This window comes from Bacillus sp. LUNF1, from assembly GCF_011008975.1.
Lineage (GTDB): Bacteria > Bacillota > Bacilli > Bacillales > Bacillaceae > Bacillus > Bacillus velezensis.
In genome coordinates this window covers 798,528-811,480 of the sequence record NZ_CP048876.1, presented here as the reverse complement: position 1 = coordinate 811,480, position 12,953 = coordinate 798,528, and the positions used below count along the sequence as shown (strand labels likewise).

Here is a 12,953-nt window from a genome sequence, read left to right as displayed (position 1 = left end):
TTCACTCCTGCATGTACAGGTGGCAAAGGTATGACAAATTCATACATTTCTTCAAAACATAAAAAGAGCGCCGGATTAACAAGCGCTCTGTACATAGTCTGCTGCTGCAGTATTTTAACCGTTCAATATTTTCTCGACACGCTCCCGCATTTGCGGAACGCCTAATCCGACAATGACCTGAAGCGCCCTGCCTTTTCTGACAACCCCGTGGGCTCCCAGCTCTCTGAAATCGGCGTCACTTTTGACCTTTGATTCATCAGCGACAGTGACGCGGAGACGGGTGGCGCAGTTGGTGACCTCCGTAATATTGTCCTTTCCGCCCAGCGCTTCAATATACAAAGCGGCTGTATCCCGCCGTGTTTCGTCTGCCGCCGCTGTTTCTTTTGAAGCCTGCTTCCGTTCTCTGTACTCCTTTTTCGAATAGAGCTTTGTTTCCTGCCCTTCCTCTTTTTCTCTGCCCGGTGTGGCGATGTTGAATTTGAGAATGAGGAAACGGAAGACGAAAAAGTAAACAGCGGTAAAACACAACCCGATGATGATCTGGTATACATACGTCAAGCCGTGGCTTGACGCCAGCGGGATCCAGTTCAAGGTCGCAGCTTCGATCAAACCGCCTCCCATATTTCCGACGACGCCGGCCATATACATGACGGTTGCCATGGAAGCGGCAAGCAAAGCATGAACCGCAAATAAAAACGGCGAGATAAAAAGGAATGTAAATTCAATCGGCTCTGTAATTCCTGCGACAATGGACGTCAAGGTGACCGGGATCAATAGGCCGGCGACGATTTTTTTCTTTTCCTTTGAAGCCGTGGCGTAAAAAGCGAGCGCGATTCCCGGAATGCCGAAGATTTTCGAGTTGCCGTGAAGCGCGAAGCCCCCCTGCGGGAACAATTCTTTCAGCGGTTTGACGCTTTGAGAGTATTCCCCGAGATGCTGGGCCCAATAGGTGACGATACCGCCTTCAGCCACAGCCGGACCGTAAATAAACGGCGAGTAAATAAAATGATGCAGGCCGGTCGGAATTAAAATCCGCTCCAGGAATGTGTAAATCCACACGCCGATCGCCCCGGAAGAAACGAGAAAACTTTGCAGCGAGCCGATTCCGGACTGAACCATCGGCCATACGTATGCCACCGCAAGTGAAATCGGTATCATAATGAAGAAAGAAATGATAACGATGTATGAAGATCCTTGAAAAATCCCCAGGAAATCCGGCAGTTTTTTATCAAAATAACGATTGTGCAAATACACGACAATAGATGAAATAAAGATGGCGCCGATAATATTCGTATCAAGCGTTTTGATGCCGGCAATCATCGTCAGCCCGCTCGTTCCGCCGGCTTCCTGAGTCATATCGACGTGAAAAGCCCCGCCCCAAACCGTCAGAATCGCATTGATAAAGTAATTGAATGTCAGATAAACTGTAAGCGCTTCCAAACAGGCTCGTGCCTGCGCTTTTTTTGCTAAGGCGACAGGTATGCCGATCGCAAACAGGAGCGGCATTTGATTAAAGACGGTCCAGCCGCCCTGTTCAATGACGTACCAGCATTGATACCAAAGCCCGTCAGGATCAGCCAGCGGCCCCATCAGCGTTTTATTTTTAAACAGCGTACTCAGACCGACAATTATACCGGAAAATGCAAATAATAAAACAGGCACAAACATCGCGCTGCCGAAGCGCTGGACTTTTTGCATCATTTCACGTGACCTCCCGCTATTTATCAAAATGTTCGAGCTCTTTATAATCAACATATGCACGGAATAACGCTTCGCCCACCAGAAAAAACGGGGCAAATGCGACGATTTCCGTTTTATCGCTTAACGTCACCGGCTTGCTGGTCGCATAAAGATTATACGGCGTCGTTTGCGCCAGTACGTTGTTTTTCAGATTGGTGATTGAAATAAACGGAACTCCCTTTGCGGACAGGGTCCTTACCTGCGGAATTAATTCGGGTGTTTCGCCTGATAAAGAAATAATGATGAATACGTCATCAACCTTAAAATCATCACACATGATATCAAACTCTGTGATGTCCTGAATTAAAATCAGATACTTCCGCCGGGATACAAACATCCGCTGCAGCTCACGGGCGCACACCCTCTGAGCCGTCCCCGATCCGTAAACGAAAATCCGTTTTGCTTCATCTATCAGCCGGCACATCTCCGTCATATCTTTTGACTTCACGTATTTTACATTGGCTTCAATATCATCCAGCAGCTTTTCAAACGTCATATTCTCGCCCTCTTCAGGCTGATCCTCCCATTTCAGAAAAACCCGGAATTCACTGTAGCCGCTGAAGCCCAGTTTTTGGGCGAGCCGCAGGATGGAAGACCGAGAGACATTGCAGGCTTTCGCCATGTCATTGATCCCGAGATGGTAGCACGTATGTTTATGATTCAATATATATTTTAAAATATAAAAATCGTTGTCATTTAATTTCGCGTAATGCTGGTTAACCAGTTCTTCAAGACTCATCCCAAAAATCCCCCCGTTTTCTTTCTATTATATAGAATAACAGATAAAGAAAACGGGGAAGATTTTCATCAGGAAATAGGAGACGGACTCACATCAAGCTCAGGCCAGTAGTCCTTATTAGCCTCCATCAGATCTTCAAGAATCAGTCTTGCCACACGGGCATTCGGCACTGTTTTTGATAGGATCAGCGCCTGCCACAGCTTTTGAAATGACCGCTCTTCCCACGCTTCAGCCGTCAGTTTTTCGACAGACACCTGCTGTTCCATCAGGCCTTTTTGAAATTGCGGTATTTTCCCGACTGAGAGGGGTTCCGGTCCGTTTGAGCCTACGAGACAAGGAATCTCAACCATGGCTGATGGATCAAAGTTTGCGATCGCGCCGTTATTTTCAACGATTAACAGCATTCTCTCCCCGGTGTTGTAAGCGATGGCCCGGGCAAGGTCGACGATATATGAAGCATGATCATCAATTTTAATTTCACTGTTCTCCGATGATTGTTCGCGCGTAATCATATCGCATTGGCTGAAAATGAAAGCTTCGCGCCCTTCCATAACTTCATTGGCTCTCGTATGGTTCGGGTTTGATTTTTTCACCATATCATCCGGGAATAAGTAATATTGCAGATATGTGTTCGGGAGCGTATCCGGATCAGCCGCCTGTACGTCGCGCGCTTTTTTGAATGTGTCATTCCAGCTTGCTTCAGTCTGTTCGGCCTCCGTCTTCGGAACGTAGCCGTATTCACGGACATGCTCTTTCAGCTTCGGCATTAAATCATTGCCATGCCGGTCTGTGATGGACGTCCACCAGCCAAAGTGGTTTAAGCCGTAGTAACGGACGTTCATTTCTTTTCGTGAAGATAATCCGAGGATGTTCGCCATGCGATCCTCAATTCCGACCGGCATGTCGCAGATGTTCAATATTTTTGAATTCGGTCTGAGGCGCCGTGTAGCTTCGGCCACAATCGCCGCCGGATTGGAGTAATTCAGCATCCATGCGTCAGGCGAGTACGTTTCCATATAATCAAGAATCTCCAGAACACCGCCGATAGAGCGCATGCCATATGCGATTCCGCCCGGCCCGCATGTTTCCTGGCCGACCACGCCGTACTTCAGCGGGATTTGTTCATCAAGCGCGCGCATCGCATATTTTCCGACGCGGATATGCGCCATGACGAAGTCAACATCCGTAAAAGCCGTCTCTGGGTCATCAGTCGCCAAAAATTCAATGTCCGGCGCTTTTTCTTTTATGAATACCTCACACGCACCCGCAATCCGCTCCTGCCTTTCTTTATCATTGTCATAAAGTTTCAGCTTTCTGATCGGAAACTCTTCCAGGTGATTCAAAAGCATTAATACAATTCCGGGGGTAAATGTGCTGCCGCCGCCTGCAATAACGATTGAGAATGATTTGTCTGTCATGTGAAGCCCTCCTCTGATAACGTTTACATTTTATTTATATCATGAGAAGGTCCGATCTGTACCGGGTTTGGAGGAGTTAGATCATTTAATCATTTTTAGTTATTTTTCTCAAAAAGCGGGAAAGTTCCCACAGGTACGAAAGAGGCCTGCTGTCATCAGCAGACCCATTCTCAAAAATGCTCTTGTAAATCAGAAAGCAGCACTTCCTGCTCAAATTGAGGATTTCCGATCGGAAAAATTCTGGCTGTTTCCTTGTCTTCGTTGACATGCTGAATATAAATCGGAACTCCTTCATACGTCACATACGCCATGGCGGCGGATTCCGAAATGTCTTTCGCACGCTGTGTATTCACGTCTCAAACCTCCTTTAGGCCTCACACATAACGTGTCCGGCAGCCAAGAGAAGTATGCTTGTTTCTTACAATTGTCCGGCGGTGAGTTTGAATTTTTTGAGACGTTTGTAAAACGTGCTCCGCGGGATTCCAGCCATTTTGGCGGCCAGCGTGACATTCCCCTTCGCCGATTCAAGCGCGTTTACGATGATGTTTTTCTGAATGTGCTCCCGGATGGAGACGGGGGACGCTTCTTCCTGTTCATAAGACTCGGCCGCCTCTTTAAGACCTGACGCTTCAAGCAGGGCTGCGATGGGGCGCCCTGACAGCCGTCCGTCCGGGAACATGACGGAAAGACGTTCAAATACATTAAACAATTCCCTGATATTCCCCGGCCATTTCCGGCTCTTTAATAGGTCTAAAAAGTCATCAGGAAGCTCCCCCCGCCAGCCGCGATTTCGCTGAAATTCAAGGAAGAGGCCGGGAATGTCTTCGGTGCGTTCTCTTAATGGAGGGAGATGGATCGGACAGACGTGAAGCCGGTAAAATAAATCTTCTCTCAGCTTTTTGCATTCGACAAGCTGTCTCAGATCAGTGTGGGTGGCAGTGATGATTCTGATGTCAACGGGAATCTCTTTTGTCCCGCCGACCGGGGTGACTTTCCGTTCCTGCAGCACCCGTAACAGAGCGACCTGCATGGAGTGTGATATTTCTCCGATTTCATCGAGGAAAAGCGTGCCTTTATCGGCTTTTTGCAAAGCGCCGTTATGTCCTTTCCGTTTGGCCCCGGTGAAGGCGCCTTCCGAGTAGCCGAACAGTTCGCTTTCAATCAGCTTTTCGGGGACCGCTCCGCAATTGACGGCGATAAACGGGCCGTTTTTCCTGGAGCTGTTGTTATGAATCGCCCGGGCGGCAACCTCCTTTCCCGTCCCGGTTTCTCCCGTAAGACAAACGGTTGCGTCCGTTCGGGCGACAAGCTCCAGCTGCTGAAGCATATGTCGGGATGACGGGCTTTTGCCTGCCGCACCATGGAATATAAAAGACGGCTTTTCTTCTCGTTTGGATAAATAAACGCATGTGTAACCGTTCTCCTCCCGCTTCGCCTGCTTGATGTGATAGCCCTGTTCCTCAAGCTCGCGCAGCATATGTCCGGTAAAATGCTGAACGGGACGGCTTGCGGCGATAACCCGGCTCATTTCATTGCAAAGCACGATCGGATCGTGTGACCGGGTCAGCCCGGTGAATTTGCTGATCATGTCAAGTTCTGTCATTTTGATCTTTAGGGCAAGCTCCCGTTCCGCCGTATAAGCGATGGAGGAGGCAATTCCGAGCATAAAAGGCTGAGCGCGGGCGGCGGGGCAGGAAATATCAATGACACCCGCCAGCCGCCCGTCTTCATAACGGATCGGCGCGGCGGAACAGCTCCATTGATGAGAAGCGAGCGAATAATGTTCAGAGCCGTGTATCATGACCGGCTCATTTGTATAAAGAGCCGTCCCGATTGCATTCGTGCCGACGGCCGTTTCCGTCCAGCGGGCGCCTTTTAAGAAATTGATGCGGTTCGCTTCATGAATGGTGCGCGGGTGGCCGTCAACTGAATGGACAACGCCGTCTGAATCAATCAGGAGAACCATCATTTCCATTTCCCGCATTGCCGTTTTCATTCTTTCTGCATGAGGCATTGAGGCTGCTAAAAATAATGAATGCTTCTCGGCCTGCCTTTCTAAATGATCTGCCGGCATCACATTCGGCCCCTTTTCGAGATAAGGGTTGACGTCGGCTTTTTTGCAGCGGTGCCATGAGGCGGCCACCCGCTTCTGAATACGGGATTCATCAAGCACACCTTCTTTCACAAAGCGCTTCCAGGTTTTAAAATCATTCCGAATGACATTCATTGTATTCGCTCCCCCCTGTTCAGACCATCTTTTCATATATTGTAGGGGAAAAATAAAGCGCTTTCAACGAAAAACACCCCTTCTCATCTGAGAAAGGGTATTCCGGTTATACGGAATGCACCGCAAGTCCGGTGACATTCAGCAGGGCTTCCTGAAGCGTTTCTGACAGAGTCGGATGCGCCGCGATAAAGTGCTCCGACATATCCGCCGTCATTTCACCGTTCATCATCATGACCGCCTGACCGATCAATTCCGTCACGTCCGGCCCGATCATTGACACGCCGACGATTTCTCCGAATTCCGGTTCGGCAATGATTTTCATTTTGCCGCCATGCTGATGTTTAATTAACGCTTTTCCGTTAGCAGAAAATGAGCATTCTCCGATTTTCACATCTCCGTATGTCTCTCTCGCCTGTGTTTCCGTCAGCCCGACAGCGGCCATTTCCGGCGATGTATAAATACAGCGGGGCACCGCCCGCATATTGACTTTGCTGTCCTTTCCCGAGGCATGCGAGGCGGCTGTGATTCCTTCATGAATGGCGGCATGCGCGAGCTGCATTCCTCCGGCCGCATCGCCGCATGCGTATATATGAGGCACATTGGTCTGCATATGGTCATTGACTTCAATGCCGCGCGGAGAATACCGGATGCCGGCCTGCTCCAGATTCAAGCCATGCAAACGCGGCTTTCTCCCGATTGCAACCAAAACGTGATCAGCCTGCGCCTCAATTTCTTTGCCGTCTTTTGTCCACACGGCGGTTTTCCTTTCTTTGTCAATCCGCTGAAGGACGGCTTTTGTCTGAATATCAGCCCCGCTGTCTCTTAAAGAGTCTTCAAAAACGGCGGCGATTTCCCCGTCTTCTGCCGGGAGCAGCCGGTCAGCCGATTCAATCACCGTCACTTTCGTTTTAAACCGGCTGAATAAAGAGGCAAATTCACAGCCGATCACACCTCCCCCGACAATAAGCAGGGAAGAAGGGATTTTCTGTAAAGAAAGCGCGTCTTTGCTGTCGATCACCCAATCGCCGTCAAATGGGGCAAACGGCAGCTCCGCCGGTTCAGATCCGGATGCAATCAATATCCGATCCGCTTCCAGAATGTCTTTTGCGCCTCCTTCTCCTTCAACAAGCAATGTCTGCTCTGTGAGAAATGAAGCTGTCCCGCTGATGACTTTAATCTGATTTGCTTTCATTAAGTATTGAATTCCCTGCACGAGCTGGCTGACGATTTGCCGTTTGCGCCCCTGCATGCGGGCCCAATTGAGTGTAATGTTTTGCGGCAGTTCGATGCCGAATGTATCTGCATGCCTGATTTTATCGAGCACATTCGCGCTTTCCAAAAGCGACTTTGTCGGGATGCATCCCTCATTGAGACAAGTGCCTCCGAGCGGCCCTTTGTCGATCAGAACGACTTCTTCTCCCCTCCGCGCGGCAGTCACGGCAGCTGCATATCCGGCAGGCCCGCCGCCGATAATGGCTAGTGTCAATCTCTTCACCCTCTCTATAAAATCAATCCGGCCGGCTCTTCAAGCAGCGCTTTGACCGTTTTCAGGAAGTCCGCAGCCGGTGCGCCGTCACATACTCTGTGATCAAAGGTAAGGCTCAGCGGCAGCATGGTGCTTTTGACAAGCTCATCTCCTTTAAACGCAGGCGTTTCATAGCTTGCGCCTACTCCGAGAATACCGGCTTCAGGCGGATTAAGAATCGGGGTGAAATGCTCGATTCCGTAACCCCCGAGATTTGTAATAGAAAATGTCGATCCGTGCAGATCATCTCCGGAAGCATTGCCTTCCCGCGCCCGGCGTGCCGATGTGCTGATGTGCTCCGCAAGCTCAAGGAATGAAAGCTTTTCCGCATCCCGGATCACCGGCACGACGAGACCGTTTTCAAGAGAAACCGCCATCCCGAGGTGGACATATGGATAGGTGATGATCCGCTCCTCTTGATAAGAGCTGTTCAGCTCAGGATGCTGTTTCAGCGCAAGCACCGCGGCCCGGGATACGAAATGTGTGACCGTCAGTTTAACACCGCTCCGCTTTTTCGCGCTGTCGGCGAGCTGCTGCTGCCATTTTACAAGCTCCGTAATGTCCGCTTTCATCGTCAGCGTCAGCTGGGCGCTGTTTTGCAGGCTTTTGTGCATTCGGTCTGCAATCACTTTTCTCATCGCTGAAGCCGGTTTTCCCTCCGGCTGTGTCGTCTGAACCGAAGACTGCGGTTCAGATTCCGTCTTCATGGCCTTGATGACGTCAGCTTTTACGATTCTGCCTCCGGGCCCCGTCCCGTTCAGCATATCAACTTTCAACCCGGCTTTCTCCGCCATTTTTCGGGCAACGGGAGATATTTTCACGCGGTGTTTACGCTTTTGCACGGCTTTGGGAGCGGGAATATGTTCAGGTTCAGATTGCGGTTTCCCTGCATTTTCAGGAGCCGGCGCCTCCTTCTCCCGCACTTCTTCGCCGTTTTCCCCGATATAACAGATGGGCGTTCCCGGCGGGACTCCTTCTCCCTCTTTGACTTTAATGTGAAGAAGTGTGCCGCTTTCAGGCGCTTCTATTTCCATTTCTATTTTTTCCGAGTTGATGCTGGCGATGCTTTCTCCCTTTTCAACCGGGTCGCCGACTTTTTTATTCCAGACGGATACTTCACCTTGCTTCATCGCCATTCCCAGCTTCGGCATTACTACTTTTACAGCCATTCTATATCCCTCCTTTAATTCATTGCCGGCTCGCCAAGCAATTCAAGCGTGACGCTGACAATTTGGTCTGGTGTCGGCAAATATTGATCTTCAAGCACCGGCGAAAACGGTACCGGTGTATGCGGCGCTGTAATCCGCTTAATCGGCGCATCAAGCAAATCAAAGCCCTTATCGGCGACAATCGCAGCAATATCCGTGGCGATGCTGCAGCGCGGATTGGCTTCGTCAATGATGATCAGCCGGTTTGTTTTTTCTAACGATGTGAAAATCGCTTCCTCATCTAAAGGAGACAGACTCCGGGGATCAAGCACCTCGGCGTCGATGCCTTTCTCAGAAAGCTGTGCAGCCGCTTCAAGCGCGGTATTAACCTGCTTGCCGACCGCAAACAGCGTGATGTCGCTGCCTTCGCGTTTGATATCCGCTTTTCCGAGCGGAATTGTATAATAATCTTCCGGCACCTCACCCTTCATGTTGTAGGACGTTTTGTCTTCAAAAAAGAATACCGGATCATTGTCTTCTATTGCCGAAAGCAGCAAACCTTTGGCGTCATATGGATTGGACGGCACAACCGTCTTCAGACCCGGGATGCTGGTGAACAGGCCATACAGCGCCTGCGAATGCTGAGCGGCTGCCCGGAACCCGGCTCCGTATGTGGTGCGGACGGTGATCGGCACTTGCGCTTTACCGCCGAACATATAGCGGAATTTCGCCCCTTGGTTGATCACTTGGTCAAAGCACGTTCCGATAAAATCGTTAAACATCAGTTCCGCAATCGGTCTCAGCCCCGTGGATGCCGCAGCCATGGCCGCACCCATGTAGCCCGCCTCAGAAATCGGTGTGTCCAGCACTCGGCTGCGCCCGAATTCCTGTACGAGCCCCTTTGTGACCCCGAGTACACCGCCCCATGCTTCATCATCCTGCAAATGATCGACCGCCGCTCCCCCGGCGACATCTTCACCGATTACAAGCACATTTTCGTCTTTTCTCATCGCAAGCTTCATTGCTTCATTGATCGCGTCCGACATGCTTATGACTCTCGCCATCTCACATTCCCCCTTTTTCATATGACACGTAGACGTCTGTCAACAGCTCCGACTCTTTCGGATATGGACTCTTTTCGCTGAACGAGACGGCTTTTTCAATCGATTCGCTGACACGCTGTTCGATGTCTGACAGTTTATTTGCATCTGTTTCTTTTAGAAGATAGTTTTTAAAGCCTTGAATGGCATCCTTTTCTTCAAGATGCTCAGTCTTTTCATCCTTTGTTTTATAAGTTTGGGCATCCCCTTCGAAATGGCCGTAGTTTCTGTAAGTCATACATTCAATCAAAGACGGGCCTCCGCCGTTTCTTGCTCTTTCTATCGCTTCCCCGGCTGCCTGATAAACCGCTAAAATATCTTTTCCGTCCACCGTGACCCCCGGCATGTTATAGGCAGCCGCCCGATCGGCGATTGAATCACAGGCTGACGCGTACTCAAATGTCGTGGCTTCGCCGTAGCCGTTGTTTTCGGCGATGAACACGACAGGAAGGTTCCATACTGCCGCTAAGTTCAGCCCTTCATGGAAGGTCCCTTGGTTATTGGCTCCGTCTCCAAAGAAGCAAACGCTTACATTTTTAGTTTGTTTATATTTAGCCGTGAGCGCTGATCCGCATGCGAGCGTAAAGCCGCCCCCGACGATTCCATTTGCGCCTAACATGCCTTTATCAAGATCCGCAATGTGCATAGAACCGCCTTTTCCTTTACACAGTCCGGTCGCTTTTCCGAATATTTCCGCCATCATGCCGTCCAGATCACAGCCTTTAGCGATACAATGACCATGTCCCCTGTGCGTGCTTGTAATGCTGTCGCCATCATCTAAATGAGCGCACACGCCTGCAGCTACCGCTTCTTCACCGGCATACAAATGGACGAATCCGGGAAGCACTCCTTGCGCGAACAGTTCATGCACTTTGTCTTCAAAGCCCCTGATTTCCAGCATCTTTTGGTACATCCACAGCGCTTTCTCCTCAGTTAATGACAAGTCTTCTCGTTTTAACAATTCCATTTTGTGCGCCTCCTTCTATTTAGGGTTCACATATACAAATGCAAGAAGTGTGCCAGCCTTTGGAGCCCGGAAAATGAATGTTTTTATTTTTACACTGGAGACAGTTTGAGACAGGTGTCTCATTTTGTCTCGATCTGTTCCCTTTGTCTCGTTTTATGGCATACAAAAAAGACCGGGCATCACCCTGTCTTTGACAATGATCGACGTATTTATTTCCTCGGAAATCTTTTAACTGCTTCATTCTTCTGCATACAGTCTATCGCGGCGTTTGAGTGGTTACACTCTTTTTTTCATATCCGCGTGCTTGCAGTTCATGCTTTTCTTCAACAGCCCGATTCAGCGCTTGAAGCATGTAGCCAATGCCTTTATACGATGACAAAGGCCAGGTGATATGCTGATGCTCTCCGATGACGGCCTTTAGGACGCTTCGGTATTTTTTCCCGCCAAGCATGACAAGCTCTTCGATGTCGGAAAAGCCTTTTTCATGAAATTGACGGCGCAGCTCGTCCGCTGCCATGATCTCCGGATGACCGGTTCCAAAAGTGACATCGTAATTTCCGGGAACAATATCATCCGGACGAAGGAATCCGTGCTTCGCCGACAAAATCACCCACTCATCGAAAAATGCTTTCGCATATTGCTCGCACGCCTGATGAAACGGGCTGAGATAAGCGTCTTCCGCCCTTACCGGACCTGTATCTGAATGGACATCCCAAATTTTTTTCTTGCCGCAGGGGATGATGCACAGTCGTTTCATTTTTCTCTCCCCCTTTATGATGTATCTCCTATCAATGTACCATTATTCGTTTATTTCTGCATGACGGATATGTCTGGGTAAAAGCCGCACACAAAAAGACCCGGAATTCAAACCGAACTCCGGGCCGGATGAAGAGTTGTTTATGTCACTCTTGCTCCATCCCATCAAGATACTTTCTCTCAAAGTCATCGAGCAATGCACGCACTTCATCTGTTGACTTTGTATTCATGCATTGATTTCTTAATTCACTTGCTCCCCGGAATCCGCGGAGATATATCTTGAAAAAGCGAGGGAGCGGTTTATATGCTCGAGCTTCTGCTTTTGAATATTCATCATGAAGATCCAGATGCAATCTCAAAAGATCAAGCAATTCCTTACTGCTATGCTCTCTCGGCTCCTTTTCAAAGGCGAATGGATTAGTAAAAATGCCTCGTCCAATCATAATCCCGTCAACACCGTATTGTTCAGCGAGTTTCAAGCCGGTCTCCCGGTCAGGAATATCTCCATTGATCGTCAAAAGGGTCTCTGGCGCTATCTCGTCACGAAGTTTCTTAATGTCCGGGATGAGCTCCCAATGCGCATCTACTTTACTCATTTCCGCTCTTGTACGCAGATGAATGGAAAGATTCGCAATGTCTTGTTTCAGTATGTGTGTCAGCCAGCCGCGCCATTCGTCTATATCCGTGTAGCCGAGTCTGGTCTTCACACTTACCGGCAGACCTCCTGCTTTCGCCGCCTGTATTAATTCGGCTGCAACTTCAGGACGGCAAATCAGGCCGCTTCCCTTTCCATTCCCCGCCACATTAGGTACAGGACAGCCCATATTGATATCCAGGCCCTTAAACCCTAATTCCGCCATCCCAATACTCATTTGGCGAAAGTTTTCAGGCTTATCTCCCCATATGTGGGCAACCATCGGCTGTTCATCCTCCGTGAAAGTCAAACGGCCGCGCACACTATCCTTCCCATCCGGGTGACAATAGCTTTCTGAGTTTGTAAACTCTGTGAAAAACACATCAGGTCTGCCTGCTTCACTCACAACATGGCGAAAAACGACATCCGTCACATCTTCCATTGGTGCCAGTACAAAAAATGGCCGCGGTAATTCACGCCAGAAATTATCTGTCATAACAAATCCAAATCCTTTCATGATGGGATACAGCCAAACCTTTATCCCAAAATTAAAAACTGACCATGCTTCTTTTACACTTATAGCATGTGTCAGCACTTCTTATCAAACGATAGTAAATTTTGAACATTTCACTTTTTACACGTTAAAAAGTGAAAAGCAAACTGAAGCAGAACACCTTAATTGAGTTAACGTAATAGACT

General features: G+C 49.2%; 11 protein-coding genes. All 11 read right to left on the bottom strand.

The annotated features are described in order from the left end of the window. Positions 1–114 precede the first annotated feature (114 nt). A complete protein-coding gene (locus G4O42_RS04120) occupies positions 115–1,701 on the bottom strand; it encodes an alpha-glucoside-specific PTS transporter subunit IIBC (protein ID WP_032872361.1) in 1,587 nt (528 codons plus the stop codon). A 16-nt stretch (positions 1,702–1,717) separates the two neighbouring features. Beyond that, complete coding sequence (locus G4O42_RS04115) at positions 1,718–2,479, bottom strand: MurR/RpiR family transcriptional regulator (RefSeq protein ID WP_032872358.1); 762 nt, start codon at positions 2,477–2,479, stop codon at positions 1,718–1,720. 68 nt (positions 2,480–2,547) lie between these two features. Next, positions 2,548–3,897: a maltose-6'-phosphate glucosidase gene (glvA, locus tag G4O42_RS04110; RefSeq protein ID WP_032872356.1), complete on the bottom strand. Its 1,350-nt coding sequence runs from the start codon at positions 3,895–3,897 to the stop codon at positions 2,548–2,550. A 170-nt stretch (positions 3,898–4,067) separates the two neighbouring features. Further along, positions 4,068–4,250, bottom strand: coding sequence for an H-type small acid-soluble spore protein (locus tag G4O42_RS04105; RefSeq protein WP_003155535.1), 183 nt, complete (start codon positions 4,248–4,250; stop codon positions 4,068–4,070). A 65-nt stretch (positions 4,251–4,315) separates the two neighbouring features. Continuing rightward, positions 4,316–6,124 (bottom strand): sigma-54-dependent Fis family transcriptional regulator, encoded by a 1,809-nt coding sequence (locus tag G4O42_RS04100; RefSeq protein ID WP_032872354.1) that lies wholly within the window; start codon positions 6,122–6,124, stop codon positions 4,316–4,318. 106 nt (positions 6,125–6,230) lie between these two features. Continuing rightward, entirely contained in the window at positions 6,231–7,610 is a 1,380-nt protein-coding gene (gene lpdA, locus G4O42_RS04095; protein WP_032872352.1) for a dihydrolipoyl dehydrogenase, read from the bottom strand. Between the two features lie 14 nt (positions 7,611–7,624). Next, positions 7,625–8,818: a dihydrolipoamide acetyltransferase family protein gene (locus G4O42_RS04090; protein ID WP_032872350.1), complete on the bottom strand. Its 1,194-nt coding sequence runs from the start codon at positions 8,816–8,818 to the stop codon at positions 7,625–7,627. A gap of 14 nt (positions 8,819–8,832) precedes the next feature. Further along, a complete protein-coding gene (acoB, locus tag G4O42_RS04085; RefSeq protein WP_032872348.1) occupies positions 8,833–9,861 on the bottom strand; it encodes an acetoin:2,6-dichlorophenolindophenol oxidoreductase subunit beta in 1,029 nt (342 codons plus the stop codon). A gap of 1 nt (position 9,862) precedes the next feature. Continuing rightward, positions 9,863–10,864 (bottom strand): acetoin:2,6-dichlorophenolindophenol oxidoreductase subunit alpha, encoded by a 1,002-nt coding sequence (gene acoA, locus G4O42_RS04080; RefSeq protein WP_032872346.1) that lies wholly within the window; start codon positions 10,862–10,864, stop codon positions 9,863–9,865. A 256-nt stretch (positions 10,865–11,120) separates the two neighbouring features. Then, a complete protein-coding gene (locus G4O42_RS04075; protein ID WP_032872344.1) occupies positions 11,121–11,621 on the bottom strand; it encodes a DUF6884 domain-containing protein in 501 nt (166 codons plus the stop codon). Positions 11,622–11,766: 145 nt separating this feature from the next. Continuing rightward, positions 11,767–12,750, bottom strand: a complete 984-nt coding sequence (locus tag G4O42_RS04070; protein WP_032872342.1) for a tRNA dihydrouridine synthase — start codon at positions 12,748–12,750, stop codon at positions 11,767–11,769. Between the last annotated feature and the right edge of the window lie 203 nt (positions 12,751–12,953).